This is a genomic window from Moraxella bovoculi, from assembly GCF_000988745.2.
In the GTDB taxonomy this organism is placed as follows: Bacteria; Pseudomonadota; Gammaproteobacteria; order Pseudomonadales; family Moraxellaceae; genus Moraxella; species Moraxella bovoculi.
This window is the reverse complement of record NZ_CP011381.2, coordinates 786,216-812,908: the sequence shown is the minus strand read 5'-3', so window position 1 is coordinate 812,908 and position 26,693 is coordinate 786,216. Positions and strand designations below refer to the sequence as shown.

Sequence of the window (26,693 nt, the reverse complement as noted above, 5' to 3'; positions counted from 1 at the left end):
CCTATTCAAATAATTCATCTAATGCCAAAGTTAGATTTAACGGTATCTGCCATATCATGCGCCCGCACTCCCCGCGCTCATCGTCAGATGAGATACCACGCAAGAACAGATATTCTGTCGCACCAAGATAGCGCGATTCATTACCCACGTAGTCAGCGATTCTCATCTTTAATAGGCGATGTAGCGCCACCTGATAGAACGCTGCTTGCAGCCAATAACCCGCCTTATACATCGCTGATATGAGCGACTGTCTATCATAATCACGCCAATCATCACCCAAAAAATTCGACTTATAATCCAGCACAAAGAACCTACCCTCATGCTCATATAATAAATCAATCTCACCTTTAAGATAATGATACACGCGATCGTTATGGTCGGGGGTTAATTCCAACGCATGGTCGCTGTGTTCTTCAAAAACTGCATTAATGTCAGCCACGCCAAAGCCATGCTTTAACCCAAGCACAAACTTCATCTCGCGCACACTATTGCCATTATGCAGTGATTTTAGATTGGTGCCCGATGCGCCAAATTTGGCATGAATCACCTCATACAGCCAAAGCACCAGCTGACGATGCGGCGTGTTTTTATCCGATTCTAAAGGCATAGATTGGTGCTTATGGCTTAGATACTCAGCCAAGCCTAATTTGCGCGCCTGACGATCAATCTCCTGACTGATGGCGAGTAGCTGACCCGACCTGTCAGTGATGGGCATGGATGTACCCACTTCTTGTAATACCAAATGCAAGAATTCACCCGCTGTCGCACCACGGACAAAGGTGTTTTGAATACGCTCAACCACCTCATCAGATGAGTCATCGATCACCATTTCGTCATGAACGTCTTGTTTGTCATCATCCATCATCCCCTGTGATGACTCTAACTGATTGATTAACCTTGTAAAGCTCGCCTGATGTATGCCTTCAAAAGACTGCTTGGGAATGGCGACGTGCCAATCCACGTAATTGATGCAAGATTGAGGCTTATCATTGGCATTATAGCGCGATTTGATTAAGTCTTCGCAATCCAAAAGCTCAATCCAGCCCATCTTGCCTTGCATTCGCTCCGGTAACATCAGCGCTTTTTGCTTACTAGCTTGACACCATATGAACATGGAGGATGTGCTATTATCTGCATAATAGCTGTCCGAAGCCACCACATACACCTGCTCAGATGCACGTGTTAGGGCGACATAGCCTATGCGCTTAGCCTCATCGACACTCTCCGTAAGATCAAGCGCCCCATAATCCACATCACCTCTATTGCGAACGGGCGAGATGCGTCTTTGATATTTATCATCGCTATAAGGGTAAAATAACGCATTATTGCCCTTCACCGACTTTTCAAGTCCGAGCACATATACGATGGGAAATTCAAGCCCTTTTGATGCATGGATGGTCATCAGATTCACGCCTGCTTCGCTGGGCAGCACCCTTCTTTTGTTGTACTCACTTGCACCCTCTTTCATTTGAATATCGAACCATTCTAACAGCGCGGTCTCGTGCAGATGCGACTGCTCACCTACTAATTCAACCACTTGCCACAAGTCTGCCAAATATCGCTCACCGGCTTTGGCAGCATTTAGCCATAAGCCATCGGATAGACTGCGTTTGTCATTTAGCGGGTTAATCGATAGTGCATACCAAATCGCGCTGGCGATGCCGTACTTTTGCCACTGTTCGCGCATTTTGGCAAGATAACCGAACAATCGAATCTTCTGCTCTGCACCATCTTGGCTCATTTGATCCGACTCATCAGTGAATAAAGTCGTAATGTCGTCAAGAGACAATCCAAACAAATACCCGCTTAGTAGCCGACCTACTTTCTCAAGATTGCCCGCATCCAGACACACAGCCAACAAGGCGTATAAATCATTAGCGGCAGGCATGGCAAAGACATTCTCATCTTTGATAGCAATGGCAGGAATGTTTAGTTTATCTAAATAACCTTTAACCGCTGAGAATTCAGCCTTGGTCTTAGCCAAGACAGCAATATCACTGGGGACGATGGGTCTTGACCTGCCATTATCATCCATCGTGCAATGCGGATTTTGTAGAAGGCTATTAATATGATGGGCGATCGCCTGATGTTTTTGCCAAGCATCATCGCCATTTAGATAAGACGTGTGCAACACTGTTAATGGCTGTTCATCTAGGTAGCTTGCCTGCATTGATTTATTTTGCCAAGACAGTCTTTGGGTTTGATTGTGCGCTTCGATGTGCTGATAATAGATGCCTTCACCAAGTTTGGCAGGGTTCAAGCCATCAAACGACTCATTCACGAACCATTGATTTAACGCATCAATCAGGGCTTTGTTAGAGCGCCTATTTACGGTGAGTGTTAAGTCTTTATTAATAATCTGAGGCTGTTTGTCTTGTTGATGTTGAGCATTTCCCAAGTATTTTATGTAGTTATAGTTGCTCACATCACCGCCACGGAAACGGTAAATCGCCTGCTTAGGGTCGCCCACCAGTAACAAAAATCCCTTGGGTGTTTTGTTATTTTGTAATTCGTCTTGCAAGGGGTCGATATATACCCGCTTAATCAGGGCTACCTGAGCGCCATTCACGTCCTGCGACTCGTCGATGAGTGCCACAGGATAGTGATGACGAATGCGACGCACCAAGTCCTTACTGCTTGCCAGCGCATCATTCAAACGCTTCATCTGCAAGGTGAATGTCGTCTTACCCATGCCCTCAAGCCATGACGGGCTCAGCCGTCGGACATCCTCAGCGATTTGACGATATAGATAAGCTCGATATTGAACACTAATATCACGAATCTTCTCAATGATTGGCGGAATGTTGATCAGTTTTTGCTGGATAAAATCATACAGCATCATCACCGCATCGTGATCGTAATTTTTGTTCGTCAGATTTGTTATGTCTTTGATTTTCTCGATATTTTTAATCCAATTTTTCAATGGTTCCAAATGATTGACAAATCCAATGCCATGCTCACGAATCAGTGCTTGGATTTCGGTCAACTTATCCAAAGATTTGGGCAGGTTGGCATGACCATTAATCCCTACTTTTTTTCGATAGTCATCATCCAAGAATTGATGAATCTCGTCCAAATCATAACTTAAAATTTCATCCAGTTCAGCCTCAAGACTCTCCACATAAGCATCATCAATATCGGGCATCGAGTCAATCGGCGCATCAAAAAACTGTGTGGTAAGATTGATGGTGGCTTTGGTGCCATGAATGTCACTAAATACATTACTGGGCGCAATGAATGCGTATAGCTTGGGGTTTTGAGTGATTATTTGTGCGTGCTTCTTACGCAGGCTGTCATGAATGATGGCGGTCGTGATGTCATCGCTGTCGTATTGGATTTCTGCTTTTGCCTGATGACCAATTTCAGCGGCGAACTCTTTGAGCCATTTTTGTGCCAGACTGTCGAGCGTACCCACAAAGAGCTTATCGAGCATTGATAGCAATAGCCCCACCCGACGAAACGCCTCATCAAAAGCAAAATCATCCTCATGGTTAATCAAGAACTCAATCAAATGCTGATTGACAATATCATCCGCTTCATCAATGCCCGCCTGCTTGGCAGTTGTGATGATCTCATTAAGACGATCTGAAGTGTGTATCTTACGGTCAAACCATGACTCATGAGTAGCCTGCTTGGACTTCATCCAAGTCAAATAGCGATAAAAAGTCGTCAAGCGCGCCTGAATTCGCTCCTGCATCTCAGCGGCGGCAGCGCGGGTAAATGTGGTGGCAATGATCCGCTCTGGTGCATACTTTTTCTCAACCAGTAAGCGTAAAATAATGCCCGAAAGCGTCCAAGTCTTGCCCGTACCTGCAGATGCCTCGATCAGATAAGCGCCTGATAGCGTGCAGGCCGTGGCAGGCGTGCTACGAATATCACTCATGAGCATCTCCTTGTGCTGGTGGGCGATTTAGATTCTCTAAAGTTGTCATGTATGCCAAAATATCACCATATAAAGGCTTAGCCAATATCGCTGCCTGTCTCATTGCTTGATCTACGTTCTGCCCTTGAAGCAGCGCCTCCCAATACAGATCTTTACTAGAATAATCTGTATCCTTGCCAATGCAGTCATCAAGACTTAAATCCTCCACCGGCGTATCATCCAAAGATAGAATTTTTAAGGCGTTATCTGCCGTTAGCACCAATGGCGTCACGCGAGTCAATACGGCGAATAGTATCAGATTTTTTAAATACCGCATCGCCTTATCGGCACAAATCGGGCGCATCACGATGGTAGCGACCTCAGAAAATGGCTTAATCAGCTTTCGTCCTTTTTTATAATGCCAAATACTCATACCGAGATCGGTACGTTCGTCTTGAGCGGTTGTTTGGCGATGAATCTGCCATAACAAATGCTGCACCCAGAACCCAAGCAGCTTATCCGATGAAGTACTACTTACCAAGACATTAAGCCAATGATCGCTTGAGAAATCTGGTAATTGAGCCAAGATCTTCAGCGGCTTCGTGCCGATATGTAGCGGGATCGCCTGCTCTTGGGTGGATGTGATGAATGCCGAAAAGTTCAGACTACTACCGCCATCCACCTCCAACTGCCCCACTAGACTACCATTCGCATTATTCAGCTGAGTCCAAAATTCATCAACCACACCACTTACCAGCTCAATGTCTTGTTTTAGGCGTGCGTATTTGGTTGCGCCTGCAGGCAGTAGCGGCTCGTGACGAAGCGCCTTGAACTGGGTAAGCTTTTGCTGTCTTTGGGGTGTCAAGTCAGATGGCATTGCCACGTCAAACAGCGCTTTTACATCCATCTCATTGATGTTCTTGCCATCGAACACCCCTGTCGCCAAGGTCTGAACGATGGCATCGCTGAGCCGCCAACCCTCCAGACCACCCATCGATAATGGCTCATCTCGATCCATCCCCTCCAATGCGGTTAATACCATAAGTTTACCTTGCAGATAAGATTTGGCAGGTGATTTGATGGCGCTGTTGATCGTCTGTACGGTAAGGTAACTTGGTAGCTCGATGTGGTAAGCTGACAGTAGATCATCCACCGACTGATCAGCATCTGACGACCCAGTCATCACCTTGATAAACACCGCTTGAATCCTTGCCAGCTCATCATCAGTCGGCAGTGTTACAAACGACTTATCTTCTGTATCGCGCAATCTATCGTCAAGCACCTGACGCACATTTTGCCAAAGTGGTGCAGGCGGTAGGAATGACTGCAGTTCACGCTTTTTGTCATCAATGACGCTCGTTAAGGCAGACACAGGATCATCATCGTCAATCACGCCATCATCACGATAGAACAACGACCGCTCAAAGCTCATCGCCTCATGCCTAGTCAGCAGATAATGCTCAATTAAGCCAGGTAGTCGCTCACCAACCCGTCTGGTCAAATCATCAGCTGAATCAGGCAGCTGCCAATCCATGCCCGACTTTAAAAATTCAAGCAACTCCGTCACAGGCGATGCCGGGAGCAGTGCCGTGCTACCATCAGCACTCATACCATCGTAAAAAATCAAACACGTGTCTTTGGTACATAGCAGTGCATCCAAGAACGCGCCATTATCATCGTCTTCGTTCGAGCGATCACCGCGCCGCTTTAGCCCTGCGCGCATCAGATCCAGCCTCATGCTTCTGTCTTGACGTGGGAATGCTGATAGATTCATGCCCAGCATGACAGTCAGCCCAAACGGTACACTTCTTAGCGAACCAAAACGTGCCACCGTGATTACATCTGCAGGCTCAGCAGCGACAGCTTGTAGCCCCACTGCCTCTGACAGACTCTCTAATACAAATTCTAAGGTCAGATAAATATCATCATCACTGCTGTGCTGAGCGTTCGCTCTTAGGCTTGCCAGCATGGCATTCTTCGCCTCAAAGATCGCACGCATCTTCGTGGTTTGCTTAATGGCATAAAAATAATCATCAATCAGCTCATGCTCAATCCTATTTAGCCAATGCTGCACTTTGTCACGCTGCTGATATTGCCCTCCAAAATACGCCAAAGCCTCATGCATTCGGCACAGCGCTTGAACGATGTTTTTATCATTAAGCACAATCCCGCCCAGAGCCAACGTCGCTTCACTAGCGCCATCCGTCCAGTCAAATGGATATAGTAGCTCACTTGGCAACTGCTCATTTGGTGCAACAAATCCCATGACAATGCGATCCAAGGCATAGCTAAACGTGTATCGATAATCAGTGTCACTGTCATGCAATGTCTGACCGATATGAGATGCATCAAAGCCACGGCGAAAGCCAGCTTCCTCGAGCAGCGACCTTGCACGATACGCTTCATCAAAGCTTAATCCAAAGTTCTCATAAACTGCAGGATTCATGAGCCATTCATAAAATTCATCGGCATAAAACCGCGCATGTTTTACACCGCACAAGCGATAAAAGCCAAGCATGGCCTGAAGCAGCTCATCGATTTCACGCGCGGTCGTGCCTGTGATTTTGATGGGCAAATACAGCCCATCAACACCCACACCATCAGGGAACACCGCCCGAATGGTGTTCTGAGCTTCCTCCACATCAGGCAGTAATATCACCACATCAGATGGTTTTTTTTGGTGATCGTTTAGATATTTGGCGATCATCGTACGAGCAATCTCAAGCTGTCTTTTTAATCCATGGCAAGCATGAACGCTTAAGCTTGGCAGTAGTTCTTTGTCAGTTTTGCTAAGCTCTGATAAAGTCGCTACTGATTTTGGGCGTTTTTTGTCGCTTAGTATCTGTAGCACCTCCCCCATCGCCATGCCTTTGACATCTTCATCCTCCCCAAGCATGAGGATGTCTTGCTTTAATTGATTTAGGATACTGTCATTCTCGCCACTGGTTTTTGATTGGAACTTATCCTGCCAATAAATCTGATGTAGTACACTTTTATTATTTAGATTATCTACATGATTTAACTGCTGATTGCCATCTTCATAATAAAATTCACCGCCAGACATATCAGCAAGCATGGCAAAAGTCTCACGCGATTCCTTACCAAGTCGAGATAATAACCCATGCCCGTAGTCTTTTTTATACACAGCATTTGGATTGATGATGTTCTGAGTTAATAGCCAATTTTTATCAACAATGTCCGCCCAGAACATCTTGGATGGGTTAAAATGCAGCAGGCGAATGTTGATTGCCAGCGACAGTCTTTTTAGGAATAACAGCTCCACCTGTGGCAGCTGCTGTACGGTAAATAAATACAAATCTTTAGGTAACTTATTTAGCACTGCTTGGCGCAATTCACCGCTGCGCCTGCCTTCTAATACATCCCAGAATCTATGCTCAAGCTTTTGGCGCATCTGATAGACATGTCTAAATAACCCATACCATAAATGGCGCAGTAGCTTTTCTAGATTTTTATAATGCGCCACCAGCCAATCAGGTGTGGCTTCTTTTTGACCATATTCATCGCCAAATCGATCTTTGCCGGCGATCATTTCTTCGACCAAATTCTCAAGGCTTTCATTATCCCCCCATGCATCCAGCCACTCTGGGCGATGTACTAGATAACGCACATACAGCCGAGATAACTCATCACACGCCTGCCACAAGCGATGGTCTGGTATCTCGTATTGGTCTTGGCTCTGCTCTGCCAATGGTCTAAAAAGAAAATACAATTCGTGCTGATCATTATTTAGAATTTCTAATAATTCTTGAGGTTTTGCTTTAGCACTTAAAAAACCAAACAATCGCCAGCGCATGACCGAGGCAGACAGCATCGCTACCTCAGGCACCGCCAAGGCGTCATTATGATCCATCGCACCATCAAGCTCTAGCGTCTGCTTAATCATCTTCCATTGATACTGACCCCAAAATTGAGCTGTCATCATGGTGCTGATACCCGCCTTTAGAGCGACTTGTTTTTCAAGCCAATGCCCAAGCACCATCGATGGCACAATCACCACAAACGGCGTAAAGATCATCGCACTAAAATCCGCCTGATTTTGATGCGGATTCTTGTAAAAATTAATCAATTCATCAACCAAGACATCAGTGTCATTAGATTGGATAATCTGAAACATGGCAAATCCAAGCTGAACTAAAAATTAAATTGTACCTTGAATCGCTTTAATTATCCATGCCAAGCCTGGTTATTTTTAATAAAAAATCCACCGCCCATCCACTCATCCCAATCTAAAATTAACACTTAAAAATCCACCCAATCAATGCTATAATTCACCCCATAATTCCCTCTCATTTTTACAGCATTTTAAACAAGTTATTCATAAAGACATCCAATAAAAAGAGACATTAATGGCATTTGTACATTTGGGCGTGCACAGTGAGTTCGCCATCGTTGATTCCATTGTACGCATCAAAGAACTGGTCAAAAAAGCCAGTGAAGATGGTCAGACCGCACTGGGTTTGGCAGATGTGAACAACATGTTCGCTGCGGTTAAGTTCTATAAGGTTTGCACGGCAGCTGGCATTAAGCCTATCATCGGCGTGGAAGCCACGATCGGTGAAGACATTGATCGCCTCGCCGAAGAGAATAATCATTCGGTGATACTGTATGCCATGAATAATGACGGCTACAAAAACCTACTGCGCCTATTGTCCGATGCCTATACCAACCGACCCATGCAGGACGGCTCAGTGACGGTGCACACGCCCATCATCACCAAGGAAGCTTTATTTACCAATAACGACGGTATCATCGCCATTTTGACCGATCGCTCAGAGACTGCCGCCATATTAAAAGGCAATCATCCTGAGATGTTCGCTACACCTGTTAAGCCTTGGCACGATGCTTTTGGTGATCGCCTGTACCTTAGCATTAAGCGCACACACGAATCGGACAACGCCTATAACCGCGAAGTGATCATTCAAGGCTCAAAGGCAGGCATTCCAATCATCGCTCATAATGACGTGCGATTTATCAATCCAGTACCACAAGATGTCGGACAAGCCAAAGAAAACAACGCCAGTAGTGACTTTGATGCGCACGAAGCTCGCGTGTGTATCGCAACAGGCTACACTCTAGAAGATACAAACCGACCTAGAGATTACACCGAAGCGCAGTATTTTCGCAGCCAAGCAGAGATGGAAGAGTTATTCTCAGACATCCCGAAAGTCATCGAAAACACCAACCTACTTGCCAGTCGCTGTAACGTCACGCTTACCCTAGGTATTAACGTCCTGCCCGACTTTCCCATTCCAGAAGGCGACACCATCGAGAGTTTCTTTAAAAAGGTCAGCCTAGATGGTCTTCACCAACGACTTGCCAAGCTGTATCCTGAAGATAAGCGCGAAGATGACTGGGATGCGATTTATCAATCATATAAAGACCGATTGGATTATGAGCTTGGCATCATCCTTAAGATGGGTTTTCCAGGGTATTTTTTGATCGTGATGGACTTTATCCGCTGGGCAAAAGCCAATGGCGTGCCTGTCGGTCCGGGACGTGGCTCGGGCGCTGGCTCTTTGGTGGCTTATAGCCTAAACATTACCGACCTTGATCCACTCAAATACGATTTACTATTTGAGCGTTTCTTGAATCCTGAGCGTGTGTCGATGCCTGACTTTGATATCGACTTTTGTATCGAAGGGCGCGACCGCGTGATCGACTATGTGGCGCGAACCTACGGGCGACAGGCCGTCTCACAGATCATTACCTTTGGTACCATGGCGGCGCGTGCGGTGGTGCGCGACGTGGCACGAGTTCAGGGCAAATCATATGGTCTTGCCGATAAAATCTCAAAACTCATCCCAAAGACACCTGGCATCTCACTTGATGAGGCACGTTCAGAAGAGCCGCTACTCGAAGAACTCCTAAAAGAAGGTTCAACACACCCCGACCATCAAGCCGCCACAGAAATCTGGGAGATGGCAAAAAAACTAGAAGGTATCACGCGCAACGTCGGTAAACACGCAGGTGGCGTACTCATCGCACCCAATCGAATCAGCGATTTTAGCGCGGTGTACTGCGATGACAAAGGACACCCTGTCAGCCAGTTCGATAAGGACGACGTCGAGGCAGTAGGCTTGGTGAAATTTGACTTTCTAGGACTTCGAAACCTTACTGTCATCCAAGCTGCGGTTGATAACATCAACATCACTCGCGCCAAGCTCGGTCAAGAACCCATTGACCTTGAAAAGCTCCCCTTAGATGACAGCGACGTCTATCAGTCTGTGCTACAATCAGGTAATACCACCGCCGTGTTCCAGCTTGAAAGCTCAGGCATGAAAAAATACCTAAAGCAGCTCAAGCCCACCAACATCGAAGACGTCATCGCAATGTGCGCCCTGTATCGCCCAGGCCCGCTAGAATCAGGCATGGTGACAGACTTCATCGATCGTAAACATGGCATCCAAGAACCCGCCTATCCCCATCCTGATTTTCAGCATGAATGGCTAGAGCCACCCTTAAAAGCGACCTATGGTGTCATCGTCTATCAAGAACAAGTCATGCAGATCGCTCAGGTACTCTCAGGCTACACCTTAGGTGGTGCTGATATGCTACGACGCGCCATGGGTAAAAAGAAACCTGAAGAGATGGCAAAGCAGCGCAGCATCTTCGTAGAAGGTGCGATCGGACAAGGCATATCCGGCGACTTGGCAGGTCAGATTTTTGATCTGGTAGAGAAATTTGCAGGTTATGGTTTTAACAAATCGCACTCTGCTGCCTATGGCGTATTGGCTTATCAGACCGCATATCTTAAGTACTACTACCCTGCCGAATTCATGGCGGCCGTACTTTCATCGGAGATGGATGACACTGACACCATCGTGTTCTTGATTTCTGATTGCAAAGAGAACTTTGATCTGTCTGTCATCCCACCGAGCGTGAATCATAGTGATTGGCACTTTGTCGTACAAGACGAAAAAACCATTATCTATGGTCTTGGTGCCATCAAAGGCGTGGGTGAGGACGCGGTGGCAAGCATCGTCAAAGCACGAAAAGAAAGTAAATTCAAAGACCTTTATGATTTTTGTAATCGTGTTGACATCAAAAAAGTCGGCAAACGCGCCTTAGAAGCGCTGATTTGCGCGGGCTGTTTCGATGATTTGGCTATACAGATTAAGCCAGAATTTGCCGAACAAGAACTGCGTCATCATATCCGCGGTGGACTGTGGGCACAGCTGCCTGCTGCCATGCAAGTCGCTGAGCAAAACCGCCAAAACGCGCTGGCTGGCACTTTTGATTTATTTGGCGAAGTGGACGACGGTCTGTCTGTCGCGCCCGAACTGCCCGACATCGTCTGGGGTGATCAGACCCGCCTAAAGGGCGAAAAAGACACGTTAGGCTTATACCTAACAGGTCATCCGCTGGATAAATACCGTGATGAACTAAAAAAATACACCAATGTTAGCCACCTAAGCGAGCTGTCGGACACTGGTTATAATAAGTTTGCCCGTGTGGCAGGTCTGGTTATCGATGTCGCCAACTTCGGCAACCGTGTCGCCATCACGCTTGATGATGGCAGTGCGCGCGTGGAAGTTAGCTGCTTTACCGACAAATTCTCACGTCTACAACCCATCCTAGAGACCAACATCGCACTTAGCGATCGACTGCTGGATAAATACGCTCATCTTAGTAGCGATAAGAATTTTAAACCAAAAGATCTCAACGCCCAAACCCTGCGCAAAATTGAAGATAAAACCGACTGGGAATACATCTCCAACCTAAATGGTGCAATCATCATCGCCACGCTAAGCGTGCGTGAGAATGATGGTCGTGTTTTTGCCAGAATGCAGAACGCCATGACGCTAACCCAAGCGCGATTAAAGCACCTATCGGCGGTAAACATTAAACTATACGCTCATGACATGGAAGCACTAAGCAGACTAATACCACTTCTAAAAGAAAACACACCGCCTGCTGCCAATCTCATCCCATCGCCTACTGACGACAATGAGGAGGAGATCGAAGATGCAGTGGCTTATGACGAAGAAGGCAATGTCCTTACGACCACAGCACCTACAGTATTAAGAGATGGCTGTCTGCCGGTATCGCTTTTTTTGTATGATGAAAGCAGCATCTCACGCGTCTCGGTTAATGATCGATTCCGCTTATATCCCAGTGATGAAGTGCTTGATGAGCTAAGAGCGATACTGCCATCACAGAATGTATTATTAAGATAAGTTATGAATTTAATCTCTCAACTGGCGAGCATTCGCATCATCATGATTGGCACCACCCTACCCGCTAACATCGGCTCGGCTGCTCGTGCCATGCACACGATGGGACTGTCCGATCTGGTTGTCGTGAATCCACGTCTACCCATTGACGACACTAGTGTTGCCAATGCTGCAGGTGCGACCTCTGTGCTTGATTCTGCGCGCATCGTCAACGACCTGAATGAAGCCTTGTCAGACTGTCACATGGTATTTGCAGCATCCGCGCGCGTTCGTCATATGCCACGCCCCGTCATCACCCCAAAGATGGCAGCAGAGCTAATGATGAATTTTCATCAGGCACATAACAATCCTAACGAACAGACCATCCCAAAGATCGCCATATTATTCGGGCGTGAAGATCGCGGTCTAACGAACGATGAACTTTCACTGGCGGATTATCACATCCAGATCCCCGCCAATCCTGAATATCCCGTTCTTAATGTCGCCGCCGCCATACAGGTGATTGGTGCGTTCATCTATGATGCACTGTCAAGTCATGCATCAAAATCAGAAGACAATCTCTCCCAAACTCATCAGCTTAACCTAAATATCCGCCAAGACTGGGATGAACCTGCCATCACACACGCTCAGCAGCAAAACCTTAACAGCAGTCTCATCGATTTGCTTATTAAGCTTGACTTGGCAGACGATCAGGACTTAAAGCATCTGCCCACGCGCTTATCAAGGCTCACAAGTCGGGTGCAGCTTGATCAAAAAGAATTTGCCCTACTGCGCGCATTAATTGCCAAAATTCATGTTAAAATCAGCCAAAACCAGCCAGATTAGCCAAGTTGTCTTGATAATAGCTTGATTGTTTTATAACTATTTTAAGGATCATTCGTGTCATTCATTCAAAGAATCAAAAATCTCAAAAACGCCATCAATGATGACTTAGAAGCCGTATTAGATCGCGACCCTGCCGCTCGCACCAAGGCAGAAGTATTCATCACGTACCCCGGCATACACGCGCGTACCCTACACCGCGCCGCTCATACCTTGTGGGAGAACGACCACAAATTCCTAGCACGAAGCTTGTCGCACATCAGCCGCGTCACGACAGGCATCGAGATTCACCCTGCCGCCAAAATCGGTAAGCGCCTATTCATCGATCACGGCATGGGTGTGGTCATCGGCGAGACTGCTGAGATCGGCGATAATGTGACACTCTATCATGGCGTCACCTTGGGCGGTGTCTCATGGGAAAAAGGCGCCAAACGCCACCCCACGCTTGGCGACCATGTGGTCGTGGGCGCAGGTGCCAAAATCCTAGGCGGCTTCACCGTGGGTAATCACGCCAAAATCGGCTCAAACGCCGTGGTCGTAAAGCCCGTGCCAGAAAATGCCACCATGGTCGGCTCCGCTGCCCGCGTGATCGACAAGAACAGCAAAAAAGACGCACCAAAGGTCAGCCAAGAACAGACGCAGGCAGCGGATGAATTATTCAACGCCTACGGGCTTAAGCCCGACACTCAGGACCCCGTGGCCACAAGCATCGCGGCACTCCTAGCGCACATTCAGAATCAAGACAGACGCATCGATGAACTACAAAACGCCATCTGCAAGCTAGATCCTGAGTTTTGCAGTCAAGCCATCGAACTAATCTGTAAAGATGACCTAGACGTCCTAAAAACCCAAAGTTAATGGCACAAGATGATGCATTTAAGATGACAAAATAAATCATAATTTTGTTATAATTATTCGCTTTATTCATTAGAAATAACAAGGAATCTCATGACTGACAGCACTCAGCCAACCACCCCAAAGCGCGTATTAACAGGCATTACCACCACGGGCATTCCCCATCTAGGCAACTATGTCGGCTCAATTCGCCCTGCGATTGCCGCTGCCAATGAAGCGATTGCCAAAGGCGAAGGAGATGCTTTTTTCTTTTTGGCAGATTTTCACGCTCTCATCAAGTGTTTCGACCCTGATGAGATTCACCGCTCTACACGCGCCATCGCAGCGACATGGCTGGCTTGTGGTCTTGATCCACAGGCGGTTACATTTTACCGTCAATCGGACATTAGCGAGATTCCAGAACTTGCCTGGATTTTAAATTGCTCATGCGCCAAGGGTCTGATGAATCGCGCGCACGCTTATAAGGCGGCTGTCGATATTAACACCACCAAGGAAGACACCGATCCTGATTTTGGCATCACGATGGGGCTATTTAGTTACCCTGTGCTGATGGCGGCTGACATCTTGATGTTCAACGCCACCCACGTGCCTGTTGGCAAAGACCAAGTTCAGCACATCGAGATGGCGCGCGACATCGCAGGCACTTTTAATTTCAAATACAAGCCGCTATTTACCCAGCCCAATGCTGTTATCGATGAAGACACACCACTACTGACCGGCCTAGACGGGCGCAAAATGAGCAAATCTTATGGCAATACCATTCCATTATTCGGCGATGGCAATCCGCAAGTTGATCCACAAAAAGCCCTAAAAAAAGCGATCTCTCAAATCGTCACCAATTCACAAGCACCCGAAGAACCTAAGAATTGTAACGAATGTACCATCTTTGAGATTTATCGCGCCTTCGCCACCAAAGAAGAGATCGAAGAGTTAGCCGCCCACTATCGTCGTGGCATCGGCTGGGGTGAAGCTAAGGAAATCTTGTTCAATAAAATTAATGACGAGATCGCGCCGATGCGCCAGCGTTATTTTGAACTCATGAATAACCCAAAAGAGCTTGAAGAAATCCTACAAATGGGCGCTGTCAAAGCTCGTCGAGTCGCCCAAAAGCAACTGGATAAGACACGCCGCGCCATCGGCATCAAGCCCCTTGCCAAGCTTAAATAACGTGATGGATACCGCCCAAGTACAAGATGCTAAGACCATTCGCATCTTTGATACGCCTGTTGAGAGCCTGCCCGATGACTTATACATCCCCCCGCAGGCTTTTGCGATTTGGCTTGAGCAATTTGCCGGCCCGCTTGATTTTTTGTTGTATTTGGTCAAGAAAAACAACTTCGATCTGACTGAGACCGCCATTTTACCCATTACGGAACAATACTTAAGCTACATCAAAGACTTGGATGAAGAATATTTTGAATTGGCGGGCGATTATCTGTTGATGGCGGGCACGCTCATCGCCATTAAGAGTGAGCTGTTATTACCACAGCCAGAGATTGATGATGAAGGGGTAAACCCCAAAGCAAGACTCATCAGAAAACTTGAAGAATACGCTCAGATCAAAGAAGCTGCTCAAAGTCTTGATAGGTTGATACGACTAGAAAGAGATGTGTTTTTGGCATTTACCAGCTTGCCCAGCATCGAGGCGATGCGCGCCGAACTGCCAAAATACTCTCCGCAGATTCTCGTTAACAGCCTCGTCACCATGCAGATTAAGCCTGATTATCAGATGCACACAGTCAATGTGGATCCCGTGCCACTGCCCGAGCGCATCGCCAACATCACCCGAATGCTCAGCGAAAAAGGCTCATCCACTTTCAAAGAGCTGCTAGAACCCACCCAAGGCAAGCTTGGCGTGGTGGTAAGCTTCGTGGCGGTGCTTGAGCTGATTAAGCGCGGCTTGGTCGGTCTTAGTGAGTACAGCGATGACTTCGATGACGAAAGTGCGGACAACTACGCACTTCAAACCACCGAAAAACGCGCCAAAAACACCCTGCCAAGCATCGACAACACCGGTCATGCCATCGGCGAACAAACCCTATACTGGCTACATTAACCCATGCAAAACACCCTAACACCACTTACTTTAGATGTTAAATCAACAAATCAAGACAGCCATAAAGAGCTGCTCGAGTCGCACGCCACCGCCGAAGCACTAAGTCGCTATATCGAGGTGCTACTACACGCAAGCGAAACACCCCTAACCGATCAAGATCTAAAAAAACACCTATCTATGAGTAGTGATGAGCTCCAAATGGCGCTAATCATCCTAAAAGAGCGACTCTCGGGTAGCGTACTCACCCTAGGCAAGACCGCGAGCGGATACCGCCTGCAGATCAAGGACAGTTATTCTCGGCTCATTCAGCAGATTTTTCCAGAGCGTCTTGAAAGCCTAAGCCAAGCCCTACTTGAGACCTTGAGCGTCATCGCCTACAAGCAGCCCGTCACACGCTCTGACATCGAGCAGGTGCGTGGCGTTACCGTATCAAGTAACATCCTAAGACAGCTGTTCGATAAGGGCTGGATCATGGAAAAAGGATATAAAGACACACTCGGTCGCCCAGCACTGCTACATACCACACCAGCATTCTTGGATGCATTTGGATTGGCAAGCCTAGATGAATTGCCGCCATTGCCTGACTTACAGAGTCTAAAAGTAAATGGCTAAATCACCTGTTAATTGATGTACTTACACATCAATACAGATTTTACTTGCTAATTTAACCCAAAAGTCTTATCATTGATCTTTTAACATTGTGAAATGTTATTTTCCAACCACAGGACACCATCATGACCGACACGCCAGACATCATCGAAACCCCCACCGATAATGCACGCCCAGAAGGCGAAAAACTTCAAAAACTACTTGCCCGCATGGGTCTAGGCTCTCGCCGTGGACTCGAAGAGATCATCAAATCAGGACGTGTTTCTATCAACGGTAGCATAGCCAAGCTTGGCGATCGTGCCAGCGCGATGGATGAGATTCGTGTCGATGGTCGCCTAGTACACATCAAGGCAGAACGCGAAAAACGCCGCCGTATCATCGCTTATTACAAGCCTGAAGGCGAGATTTCATCAGCTTCAGATCCAGAGGGTCGTCCTACTGTTTTTGACCGCCTGCCTAAGCTAACCGGCGACAGATGGGTAATGGTAGGGCGCCTAGATATCAACTCATCAGGCCTATTACTATTCACCAACGATGGTGAGCTGGCGCACCGCCTCATGCACCCATCAAGTGAAGTAACTCGTGAGTATGCCGTGCGTGTGCTTGGTGAAGTTACCCCCAAGATTTCTCAGAATTTGACCCGTGGCGTCGAGCTAGAAGACGGTATGGCAAAGTTCGATGACATCAAAGAAGGCGGCGGCACAGGCGTCAATAAATGGTATCACGTTAAGATCAAAGAAGGTCGCAAGCGTGAAGTTCGCCGTATGTTTGAGTCTCAAGAACTTAAAGTATCGCGCCTAATTCGTACTCGTTACGGCACGGTAATTTTACCAAAAGAGCTGCGCACAGGACGATTCATTGAACTTGATGCCAAAGAGATCGGCAAACTAATCGAGACAGTCGGATTGCGCCCACGCATAGGTACAGGTCTAAACACCGCCGCCAAAGAAAAACAAGCACGCATTCACAAAAAACCACTAAAATCTCGCGAAATTCGTCGCCAAAAACACGAACGCCATGAGCGTGAAGAAAAGCGCAGACAGCGTACCGGCAACAAAAAACGCCCAAGCAGCGACAGCCGTCAGCGCAGCCCAAATCTAAAAAACGCAACTTTTTACAAAGCATAATCCAAAAAAGGCGAGATTATCGCCTTTTGGTTTGTCTTTTTGAACTTGGAATTGTCTATGTATCCTTTTTTACGTCTTGCCAAAACCATCGTCAAAAGCTCAATCGACTTCAAACAAGGCGACACACTGAATCTGACCGACACCAGTGAATATCACTTCAAGGCACGCTTAAACGACATCGATAACTTTCTTGAGATGAATAACGGGCGAATATTTACTCTATTTGATTTAGGTCGAACAGATTTTGCCATTCGTACAGGGCTTGGTAAAAAACTCATCCAAAACCGATGGGGGCTGGTGGTGGCAGGCAGTACCATCCAGTATCGCAAGAGAATTCGTGCCTTTGATGACGTCATCATGAAGACCAGGCTGTGCGCCGTCGATGAACGCTGGTTCTATATTGAGCAGACCATGTGGGTTAAGGGTAAATGCACCTGCCACGCCCTGCTTCGCACCGCCGTCACCAACATCAAAACGGGCAAGACCATAGACACCAAAACCGTATTAAGCGCATTAAATCTGTCCGACATTAACATGCCGCCTGACGAATGGGTGCAGTCTTGGGTAAATGCTGATAAGCTGCGTCCTTATCCAAGCGAATGACTCTAGCAAGCCTAAATTAACGAAATTTGGGTTTTGTCATATGTTGGTTGGAAACAAGCCAAGTTTTTAAATTTTCTTACAATTTATTGGTTAAATATATGGCCTACCAATTCCCTATTTGATTATAAAATATAGAAATACCATAATTTATTTTATGAATATCTATTATCAATTGTATCAAAATATGTTTTAATACGCAGAAAATTAAGGGCTGTCATATTGTTTTAACAACAATGCCAGACAAAATCAGTCGATACTGTCAGCTCTTTATGATTAAAATAGCCGTCTCGTTTCGGCCAGATTAAACTTTTTAAACCCGCCTTTTTGGTTGGTTAATTCTTTATTTTTCATGAGATATCACATGACTACCATCGTTAATGCTGCAGAATTTGTCCGTCATCAAGCCCTAGTAAACTGGGTCAACGAGATTGCGCAGCTTACTAAGCCTGCTGCCATCGAATGGTGTGACGGTTCAGACGAAGAACACAAACGCCTAATCAATCTAATGATTGATAACGGCACCATGGTGAAATTAAACCAAGAAAAACACCCCAATTCTTATTTGGCCTTCTCAGATCCATCAGACGTAGCGCGTGTTGAAGACCGCACTTTCATCTGCTCTGAACAAGAAATTGACGCTGGCGCTACCAACAACTGGAAAGCCCCCGATGAAATGCGAGCAATTTTAAATGAGAAATTTGATGGCTGCATGGCGGGTCGCACCATGTATGTTGTGCCGTTTAGCATGGGTCCGCTGGGCAGCCACATTGCCCACATCGGTGTTGAAATCACCGACAGCCCTTATGTTGTCGTCAGTATGCGTAAGATGGCTCGCATGGGCAAGGCTGTCTATGATGTACTAGGAACAGATGGTGAATTTGTACCATGCGTGCATTCTGTTGGTAAGCCATTAAGCGATGGCGAAAAAGACGTCGCATGGCCTTGCAACGATGACAAATACATCGTACATTTCCCTGAGACTCGTGAAATCTGGTCTTATGGTTCAGGTTACGGCGGTAACGCTCTACTTGGCAAAAAATGCCTAGCCCTTCGTATTGCATCTGTGATGGGTCGTGAACAAGGCTGGCTGGCTGAACATATGCTAATCCTAGGCGTTACTAATCCAGAAGGCAAAAAACACTACATCGCTGCAGCATTCCCATCTGCCTGTGGTAAGACCAACTTCGCCATGCTAATTCCACCAGCAGGCTACGAAGGTTGGAAAGTTGAAACTGTGGGTGATGACATCGCATGGATCAAGCCATCGGCGGACGGCAGACTTTACGCCATCAACCCAGAAGCAGGCTTCTTCGGCGTAGCACCAGGAACAAACACCAAAACCAACTCTAACTGCATGAGCACCCTAGGCTCAGACGTTATCTACACCAACGTCGCCATGACTGAAGATGGTGAAGTATGGTGGGAAGGCAAAACCAAAGAAGCACCAGAAAACCTAATCAACTGGAAACGTGAAAAACATACAGGCGAAGAGAAAGCTTCTCACGCAAACGCACGCTTTACCGTATCTGCTGCTCAATGCCCATCTATCGACCCACAATGGGAAAACCCTGAAGGTGTGCCTATCTCTGCCTTTATCTTTGGTGGTCGTCGCGCTGACACTGTGCCATTGGTATCTGAATCCCTTGACTGGGTGGACGGCGTCTATAAAGCCGCAACCATGGGTTCTGAAACCACTGCTGCCGCTACAGGTGCTCAAGGCGTGGTTCGTCGCGATCCATTTGCGATGCTACCATTCGCTGGTTACAACATGGCAGACTATTTCACCAACTGGTTAGAAATGGGCGAAAAACTTGAAAAACTAACCGCTGAACACGGCACTCAAATGCCAAAAATGTTCAAAGTGAACTGGTTCCGTCGTGACGAGAATGGTGATTTCGTCTGGCCTGGTTTCGGTCAGAACATGCGTGTTCTAGAATGGATCATTAACCGCTGCGAAGGCAAGGCTAATGCTGTTGTTACCCCGATCGGTCTTGTTCCTACCTACAACGACATTAACTGGGCAGAATCAGACTTCAGCGAACAGCAGTTCAACCTAGTAACTAGCCAAGATAAGGCTGCATGGGTTAAAGAACTGCAAGATCACAAAGACCTATTCAATAAACTAGGCGAGCGCATGCCACAGGCTTTGATCAATCATCAAGCCAAACTGCTAAATGACGTGCAAGCTCTATAATTTCTGATCTAAAAAAACGCTCCGTAAATCGGGGCGTTTTTTTTCGTCTGTAGACTCATCATAAAATATCAAAAAAAGGTCAACCTTAAATCATGATACAATAACATAATAACGCCTCACAATAAGCCGACATGATGGGATGCTTATGAACATTCATCAGGATAAATACCATAATAAAAGCAGCGTGAAAGTTTGGATACTAAAGGACAAACAGGACAGATTGGTCAAATCCGCCTTCACCAAGGCAGAATTCTCGCCTGAAGAACAAGTCAATCTTCAACCGTCGATTCTCAAAAATTCACACAATTACATCACCTCACTCTACCCTGCCGCCAACAGTTATCTGTTCGCTGAAGGCTTGGCAGAATGTTATGCACAGGCAAATTATGCTCATCGAAAGATTGATAAAGACGGTAAACCGATGCTGGTAGATTTGGTTGATGGTGAACTAAAACCTTTAACTTGTGAACATAAATGATCATCAAGCATCCAAGACAAAAAGGCAGATCGCTCTGCCTTTTTGTTAAGTTTATTTAATCAAGCAAAAAACTCATCTTCAAATGCCATGATGCTTGATGAGCCTGCCTGCGCCATGTCGGCATGTGCATAAAGTTTCGGCAAGATTCTTTGGATAAAGTATTCCGCGAGTTTTAGGCGCTCTTCATAAAACTCACCTGGCTTGCCTTGGCATGCCTGTGCGATAAGCACATACATATAAGCATAGCACAGATAACCCACGGCATGCAGATAATCCACGGCTGAGGCATTGATGGCATGAGCGTCTGTCTTGGCAGTATCCAGTAGCTGCTCGGTCAAGAATTTAACACGCTTGGCGGCCGAGATGGTCGCATCCTTGATGGCGTGATCAATATCTTGACAAGCTTCATTAATCTCGTCAATTAGCGCAAAGACCGCTACCGCATTATTTTTAACCACCTTGCGGCCCAATAAGTCCAAAGCTTGGATACCATTCGTGCCTTCATAGATCTGACTGATGCGTGTGTCACGCACGATCTGCTCCATACCCCATTCTTTGATGTAACCATGACCACCAAATACCTGCTGACAGTCGATGGTGGCGTTGAACGCCATGTCTGTCAAAAACGCCTTGGCAATCGGGGTTAATAATGCAACCTTGGCAGCGGCAGCTGATTTCGCCTGCGCATCGTCGCTGAATTTGGCAATGTCTAGCTCTCGCGCCACATACATGGCGAAAGTTCGTGAGGCGACACTATTGGTCTTGGCATTTAGGAGCATGCGACGCACATCACCGAACCCAATGATTGGATCAGCGGCTTTATCGGTATTTTTGATGCCATCATCATGTCTGCCCTGTAGGCGATCCTTGGCATAGGCGGCGGCATTTTGATAAGCCAATACGCTTGCACCCAGACCCTGAAGTCCCATCGTGACGCGTTCATAGTTCATCATGACGAACATCGTGGCAAGTCCCGTGTTCTCAGCGCCAACCATATAGCCTTTGGCATTATCGAAATTCATCACACAAGTTGCCGATGCCTTAATGCCCATCTTATGCTCAATCGATCCAGCTGCTACGCCGTTACGCTCGCCTAATGCACCATCGTCATTAACTAGGAATTTTGGCACAATAAAAAGCGAAATACCCTTAGAACCAGCGGGTGCATCCGGTGTCTTGGCAAGCACCAGATGCACGATATTTTCTGTCAAATCATGCTCACCGCCTGTGATGAAAATTTTGGTGCCTGTGATCGCATAGGAGCCATCATCATTCGGCGTGGCTCGCGTCTTGATGATGCCAAGATCCGTGCCTGCATGCGCCTCGGTCAGACACATCGTGCCAGACCATTCTCCTGAGTATAGTTTTGGCAGGTATAGCGCCTTTTGCTCATCGCTGCCGTTAGCCAACAAGCATAGCGTCGCCCCGACTGTCAGGTTCGGATACAGCGCAAACGCCTGATTGGCAGAGAACATCATCTCCTCGGTGAGCATGGTCACCATCTTTGGCATGCCTTGCCCGCCAAAGTCTGGATCACCGCCCAAGCCAATCCAGCCCATGTCGCTGTACTGCTTGAATGCATCTTGAAAGCCACTCGGTGTGGAGACCTTGCCGTCGCCTAAGTATTTTGCACTCTCATCATCACCTGACTGATTCAGTGGTAATAATACATCACGGCTAAATTTTGCCATCTCATCTAAAATCATGTCCACCGTATCTGTATCCATGTGCGACAGGCTGGGTGTATTTTTCCAAAACGTCGGGGCATCGAACACGTCCTTTAGGGTAAAACGCATCTCATCTAGCGGTGCTGAATAATTTAACGTCATAATAAACTTCCTTTTTTAGAGCCATTCTTTATCCTTTATAAAAACATACTTTAATGTCTCGGTCAAGATAAAGATTCGGCGGGCAACTGTCTAAATCACTTACTAATTATTTACTCTAAAACAAAGGGTTTAAACTTGCAATCGCTTAGACAGACTCAGCAGTCATTTTATGCGCTTGCCAATAGGTTTGCTGATTTCCATTTTTTATTTCCCAAAATACACTTTTAAAGAGTAAAAAATTTGGCAAATAAATCATTTCATGCTTTAATAGCCACTTTAATAAACCACTATTCCAAATAATAAATTTTAATCATTAAGCCGCCCATGAAAACACCCACCATCATCAGCGCCACTTTTAAACAATCACCTGCCGATTTTATCGTCACCGAACGCATGGACATTGATTTTGATGGTGCGGGTGAGCATCTGTGGCTCAATATTAAAAAGATTAACATGAACACCGTCTTCGTCGCACGCCTGCTGTCTAAATGGGCGGAGATTCCTGTGCGCGATGTGGGCTATTCTGGGCTAAAAGACCGTCACGCCGAGACTTATCAACGGTACAGTCTGCGCTTGCCCAAGAAAACTGCCCCCAGTGTGGATTTTAACGACTTTATTGCTGATAAATTACAACAAGATGAGAAGATTGAGATTCTGCAAAGTCATTGGCATGGCAGAAAATTAAATCGCGGCACGCATAAATCCAACTATTTCACGATTACTTTAAGAGACGTGCAAGGCAAGGTAGATGATATCGAGGCACAGCTGTCAAACATCGCAGCTCACGGGGTGCCAAATTATTTTGGAGAACAGCGATTTGGGCATGATGGCGGCAATCTAACCAGGTCGCAGGATTTTTTTGATAAAATCATAAACAGCGCCAAACCCTATAAACCCCACAAAAAAGACCTAGAACGTCATGGCATGCTCATCTCTGCCACGCGCAGCCATTTGTTTAATGAAATTTTGGCATTGAGGGTTGCCAATCACACATGGGATAAAGGTCTGACAGGCGATGTATTTAACCTGAACGGTACAGGCTCGGTATTCACCGCCCAGCTCGATGATGAGATACGAGCCCGCCTTGACGCCAAAGACATTCACCCTACCATCTCGCTATATGGCATGGGCGATAATAAAGCCACTGACGATGCGCTCGCTCTTGAAAATCAAGTATTTAACGATGTCAAATACAACACACTCATCCAAGGTCTACAAAAGGTAGGTGTAAAAGCATCAAGACGCGCCACACGATTATTAATCAGTGATATGAATTGGCAATGGATCGATGGCAATCTAGAGCTAAATTTTGAACTACCTAAAGGTGCATTCGCCACGGTGGTGCTTTATGCCCTTGCGAAGAACTTAAATGAACCTACTCGCAGACAGGTGTGATTTATCACACTTTATGAACAAATTGTCACGCAATACACAGATTCACCCGCTATAATAGGCGCATTTATTTTATTTAATCATAGATAATTCATAACTTAATATGTCAAAGAAACTCTCCTTACTTGCACTGTCGATTTGTTTTGTCATTCAAGGCAGTGCGCACGCTTTTGTTATTACAGATGGCAAAAAAGTCACGCCAACAACCGATAATGACAAAGCCACACCAGATAAACTTATCAAAAACAACAATGATGATCTGGACGAAAGTCGCTCTGATGAATCAGAATCTGATGCGTCAGATTTAGAAAATACAGAAAGTCAAGACGGTCAAGATGCCAAAGATAACGAAGAAAAACCAGAACGTCCGATCTGCTCACCTGACGCACTGGCGGTAGGCATTCAGCATTTTTCTTATGATGAGATTTTTGCTGAGGATTTGGTGTGGAGTGGCTATGGTGGCAAAAATGAAGAAAACAAGCTAATCCACAAAGACGTCAAAGAGCCACTGCAAACTCTGGTCAAGGCTGCCGCTAAAGATAAAGTGGCGCTATATCCCAGCTCAATTTTCCGCTCAGTGAGACTGCAAGACACCATCATTAAACGCAAAATTCGTCAAAAACAACTGCCCCAGACCATCTATCACACGTCATCGCCTGCAGGCTACTCTGAGCATCACACAGGCTATGCGGTGGATTTTGCGCCGATTGATGCCAAATTCGCCAAAGGCAAGGGTTATAAATGGCTGATGGAGCACGCCCATGAATACGGTTGGGAGCAGACCTTTACCAAGGAATATAGCGAAAAAAGCGGCGTATCTGAAGAGTCGTGGCACTGGCGATACGTTGGTGATGAGCACGGTCAAACAATCTTCACACCCAGAGAATGCCAAGCTATAGAGGTAGAGACTGATGAAGCTGATACACCAGATGAGACAATCGAGGACAGTAAAGAAAATCCAAAAAACAAAGAAACTTCGTCTAAGCAGTAAAAGTCAAATAGGCAATAAAAATCCAACCATTAAATTATAAGGTTAGATTTTTAATTAAAGCCTCGCAACATAAGACAGTGCTTCATCCAAAACCGCAGTGGCATGATCACTATATCCCGCACCAGGGGCATTAATCATGCCAACAAACACATACCACCTGCCTTGGGCGTCCATAACGTAGCCTGCCAGACTCTTAACATTATTCAGCGTACCCGTCTTAATATGCGCATGCCCAATGGCAGGATGCTCAGGATCTCGCTCCGATAGCGACATCATCGTGCCAGATTGACCAGCGATTGGCAAAGAAGCCTTAAACACTTCAAAATTCGGCTGCTGATAAGCGAAAGCAAGCAGTTCAGCCATCGCTGCTGGCGTTATCGCACAGTCTCGGCACAGTCCCGATGCTCGGCTCATCATGGGCGGCTGGCTACTTAGGTGCGTCTGCCACCATTTGCTAATAAAGTTAAGCGCACTCGGATAGTCAGAGGCTGGGTCACTCACTCCTGCCACCCCCATTGATAATGGCAAAGACAGCGCCACTTGCTCGGTCATCACGTTATTAGAGTGTTGGTTGATGAGATAAATCTGCTCGCTTAAAGGCTTGGAGGGATAAATTAACCAAGCAATGCTAGGGCTTACAACATCATCAATACGCACCCGCCCTGCAAACCTCTCATCAATCGACTGCCATATTCCTTTTACCGCCTTGATTGCCAAAGTGTCAGCATCGCTGAACGTCAACCAATACGATTGACGACCACAATCAGCACGCGTACCACCAAATACGGTCAGCTTCTCATCATTTAGGTGAAATTTATTTTCGCTTAAGCAGCGTGTATCATTGGCAGAGACCTGACTTGGTGCACTAAAATCTGCCAATGGTGGCAGCACCTGCAAGGCAGCACTTTGATGGTCGCTTGGGATAAACTTGGTCGTCTGACCTGTTGGCGTCTGAATAATCTCATCACGCCCTGATGGCAACACATCAATCTCAACTGTGCCAAAATTCACCAAAAAGGCATTCGGCGCAGCATTATAAGCACGCATTCCCTGCCCATCAAAGGCATTAATGTTAAATTTAACATCTTGGAATGCAGAGTTATCGATGACGATGTCGCCTTGGATGTGTCGAATGCCCCTCGCATTAACCTGTCTTAACATGGCGCGCAGACGATCATGCGTCATGGCAGGATCGCCAAACCCTTGAATCACAAGGTCACCGTACAGCGTGCCATTCATAACCACACCTTTAGGATGAACGCGCGTTATCCAGCGATGGTTCTCCCCCAATGTGTGCAAGGCGATGAATGTCGTGACAAGTTTTTGGGTGGAGGCAGGTGTGCGCAGCTTATCAGCACGATGGCGAATGATGGGTTCAAGTCTGGTGTTGGCATTGGCAGTATTAGAAAGATCGCCATCTAATGGCTCAACCCAAAAGCTCACCTCATCATCAGACAGCCCTGCAACCGCCATCTTTTCACGGATGCTTTGTGGGAGTGTGGCCGCAGGCAAATCATGGGTGACAACAGTCGCCATAGAATCATTGACCACATTAGAGCTCGGCTCATTCGCCCATGCCGTTGTCGCCATAACACCAAAAGCCGCCATCAGCCATCGATACATAAATACTCCGCACACGTTTATGATACATAGTGAGCCTAATCATTATTCAGATTATAA

General features: G+C 46.5%; 16 protein-coding genes. 12 read left to right on the top strand and 4 right to left on the bottom strand.

Going from position 1 to position 26,693, the window contains the following annotated elements; genetic code table 11:
* Position 1: 1 nt before the first annotated feature.
* Together AAX10_RS03675 and AAX10_RS03670 are read right to left on the bottom strand one after the other, a co-directional pair.
* Positions 2-3,883, bottom strand: coding sequence for a UvrD-helicase domain-containing protein (locus tag AAX10_RS03675; protein WP_158580304.1), 3,882 nt, complete (start codon positions 3,881-3,883; stop codon positions 2-4).
* Positions 3,876-7,997: an exodeoxyribonuclease V subunit gamma gene (locus AAX10_RS03670; protein WP_080947020.1), complete on the bottom strand. Its 4,122-nt coding sequence runs from the start codon at positions 7,995-7,997 to the stop codon at positions 3,876-3,878. Before AAX10_RS03670 ends, AAX10_RS03675 begins: the two co-directional genes overlap by 8 nt.
* A 232-nt stretch (positions 7,998-8,229) precedes the next feature.
* On the opposite strand from AAX10_RS03670, the gene dnaE reads away from it, so the two are divergent.
* The 10 genes from dnaE to AAX10_RS03620 all read left to right on the top strand — a co-directional run bounded on the left by dnaE (position 8,230) and on the right by AAX10_RS03620 (position 20,801).
* Positions 8,230-12,060, top strand: a complete 3,831-nt coding sequence (gene dnaE, locus AAX10_RS03665; RefSeq protein WP_046699862.1) for a DNA polymerase III subunit alpha — start codon at positions 8,230-8,232, stop codon at positions 12,058-12,060.
* Positions 12,061-12,063: 3 nt separating this feature from the next.
* The gene (locus tag AAX10_RS03660; RefSeq protein ID WP_046698044.1) at positions 12,064-12,882 is read left to right on the top strand and encodes an RNA methyltransferase; all 819 of its coding nucleotides are present in this window, start codon (positions 12,064-12,066) and stop codon (positions 12,880-12,882) included.
* 54 nt (positions 12,883-12,936) lie between these two features.
* Entirely contained in the window at positions 12,937-13,737 is an 801-nt protein-coding gene (cysE, locus tag AAX10_RS03655; protein WP_149038849.1) for a serine O-acetyltransferase, read from the top strand.
* A gap of 90 nt (positions 13,738-13,827) precedes the next feature.
* Positions 13,828-14,901 (top strand): tryptophan--tRNA ligase, encoded by a 1,074-nt coding sequence (trpS, locus tag AAX10_RS03650; RefSeq protein ID WP_046699861.1) that lies wholly within the window; start codon positions 13,828-13,830, stop codon positions 14,899-14,901.
* A gap of 4 nt (positions 14,902-14,905) precedes the next feature.
* Positions 14,906-15,790, top strand: coding sequence for a segregation and condensation protein A (locus AAX10_RS03645; protein ID WP_046699860.1), 885 nt, complete (start codon positions 14,906-14,908; stop codon positions 15,788-15,790).
* A 3-nt stretch (positions 15,791-15,793) separates the two neighbouring features.
* Positions 15,794-16,402 (top strand): SMC-Scp complex subunit ScpB, encoded by a 609-nt coding sequence (gene scpB, locus AAX10_RS03640; protein ID WP_046699859.1) that lies wholly within the window; start codon positions 15,794-15,796, stop codon positions 16,400-16,402.
* A 122-nt stretch (positions 16,403-16,524) separates the two neighbouring features.
* Complete coding sequence (gene rluB, locus AAX10_RS03635; protein WP_046699858.1) at positions 16,525-17,526, top strand: 23S rRNA pseudouridine(2605) synthase RluB; 1,002 nt, start codon at positions 16,525-16,527, stop codon at positions 17,524-17,526.
* Between the two features lie 57 nt (positions 17,527-17,583).
* Positions 17,584-18,129: an acyl-CoA thioesterase gene (locus AAX10_RS03630; RefSeq protein WP_036362142.1), complete on the top strand. Its 546-nt coding sequence runs from the start codon at positions 17,584-17,586 to the stop codon at positions 18,127-18,129.
* Positions 18,130-18,490: 361 nt separating this feature from the next.
* Positions 18,491-20,323, top strand: a complete 1,833-nt coding sequence (locus AAX10_RS03625) for a phosphoenolpyruvate carboxykinase (GTP) (protein ID WP_046699857.1) — start codon at positions 18,491-18,493, stop codon at positions 20,321-20,323.
* A 145-nt stretch (positions 20,324-20,468) separates the two neighbouring features.
* Positions 20,469-20,801 (top strand): hypothetical protein, encoded by a 333-nt coding sequence (locus tag AAX10_RS03620; RefSeq protein WP_080947019.1) that lies wholly within the window; start codon positions 20,469-20,471, stop codon positions 20,799-20,801.
* 59 nt (positions 20,802-20,860) lie between these two features.
* Here AAX10_RS03620 and AAX10_RS03615 read toward each other — a convergent pair whose 3' ends face one another.
* Positions 20,861-22,630 carry an acyl-CoA dehydrogenase C-terminal domain-containing protein gene (locus AAX10_RS03615; protein ID WP_046699856.1) on the bottom strand — a complete coding sequence of 590 codons (1,770 nt, stop codon included), beginning with the start codon at positions 22,628-22,630 and terminating at the stop codon, positions 20,861-20,863.
* Between the two features lie 324 nt (positions 22,631-22,954).
* Between AAX10_RS03615 and truD the strand changes: the two genes are divergently transcribed.
* Positions 22,955-24,025 carry a tRNA pseudouridine(13) synthase TruD gene (truD, locus tag AAX10_RS03610; protein ID WP_046699855.1) on the top strand — a complete coding sequence of 357 codons (1,071 nt, stop codon included), beginning with the start codon at positions 22,955-22,957 and terminating at the stop codon, positions 24,023-24,025.
* Positions 24,026-24,125: 100 nt separating this feature from the next.
* Complete coding sequence (locus AAX10_RS03605; protein WP_080947018.1) at positions 24,126-25,013, top strand: M15 family metallopeptidase; 888 nt, start codon at positions 24,126-24,128, stop codon at positions 25,011-25,013.
* Between the two features lie 54 nt (positions 25,014-25,067).
* Here AAX10_RS03605 and dacB read toward each other — a convergent pair whose 3' ends face one another.
* Positions 25,068-26,636, bottom strand: a complete 1,569-nt coding sequence (dacB, locus tag AAX10_RS03600; RefSeq protein ID WP_046699854.1) for a D-alanyl-D-alanine carboxypeptidase/D-alanyl-D-alanine endopeptidase — start codon at positions 26,634-26,636, stop codon at positions 25,068-25,070.
* Positions 26,637-26,693: the final 57 nt, after the last annotated feature.

What these genes read in the sequence shown, in the direction of transcription:
- AAX10_RS03675 (WP_158580304.1), bottom strand. Translation starts at nt 3,883, where the DNA reads ATGAGTGATATTCGTAGCACGCCTGCCACGGCCTGCACGCTATCAGGC.
- AAX10_RS03670 (WP_080947020.1), bottom strand. Translation starts at nt 7,997, where the DNA reads ATGTTTCAGATTATCCAATCTAATGACACTGATGTCTTGGTTGATGAA.
- dnaE (WP_046699862.1), top strand. Translation starts at nt 8,230, where the DNA reads ATGGCATTTGTACATTTGGGCGTGCACAGTGAGTTCGCCATCGTTGAT.
- AAX10_RS03660 (WP_046698044.1), top strand. Translation starts at nt 12,064, where the DNA reads ATGAATTTAATCTCTCAACTGGCGAGCATTCGCATCATCATGATTGGC.
- trpS (WP_046699861.1), top strand. Translation starts at nt 13,828, where the DNA reads ATGACTGACAGCACTCAGCCAACCACCCCAAAGCGCGTATTAACAGGC.
- AAX10_RS03645 (WP_046699860.1), top strand. Translation starts at nt 14,906, where the DNA reads ATGGATACCGCCCAAGTACAAGATGCTAAGACCATTCGCATCTTTGAT.
- scpB (WP_046699859.1), top strand. Translation starts at nt 15,794, where the DNA reads ATGCAAAACACCCTAACACCACTTACTTTAGATGTTAAATCAACAAAT.
- rluB (WP_046699858.1), top strand. Translation starts at nt 16,525, where the DNA reads ATGACCGACACGCCAGACATCATCGAAACCCCCACCGATAATGCACGC.
- AAX10_RS03630 (WP_036362142.1), top strand. Translation starts at nt 17,584, where the DNA reads ATGTATCCTTTTTTACGTCTTGCCAAAACCATCGTCAAAAGCTCAATC.
- AAX10_RS03625 (WP_046699857.1), top strand. Translation starts at nt 18,491, where the DNA reads ATGACTACCATCGTTAATGCTGCAGAATTTGTCCGTCATCAAGCCCTA.
- AAX10_RS03620 (WP_080947019.1), top strand. Translation starts at nt 20,469, where the DNA reads ATGAACATTCATCAGGATAAATACCATAATAAAAGCAGCGTGAAAGTT.
- AAX10_RS03615 (WP_046699856.1), bottom strand. Translation starts at nt 22,630, where the DNA reads ATGACGTTAAATTATTCAGCACCGCTAGATGAGATGCGTTTTACCCTA.
- truD (WP_046699855.1), top strand. Translation starts at nt 22,955, where the DNA reads ATGAAAACACCCACCATCATCAGCGCCACTTTTAAACAATCACCTGCC.
- AAX10_RS03605 (WP_080947018.1), top strand. Translation starts at nt 24,126, where the DNA reads ATGTCAAAGAAACTCTCCTTACTTGCACTGTCGATTTGTTTTGTCATT.
- dacB (WP_046699854.1), bottom strand. Translation starts at nt 26,636, where the DNA reads ATGTATCGATGGCTGATGGCGGCTTTTGGTGTTATGGCGACAACGGCA.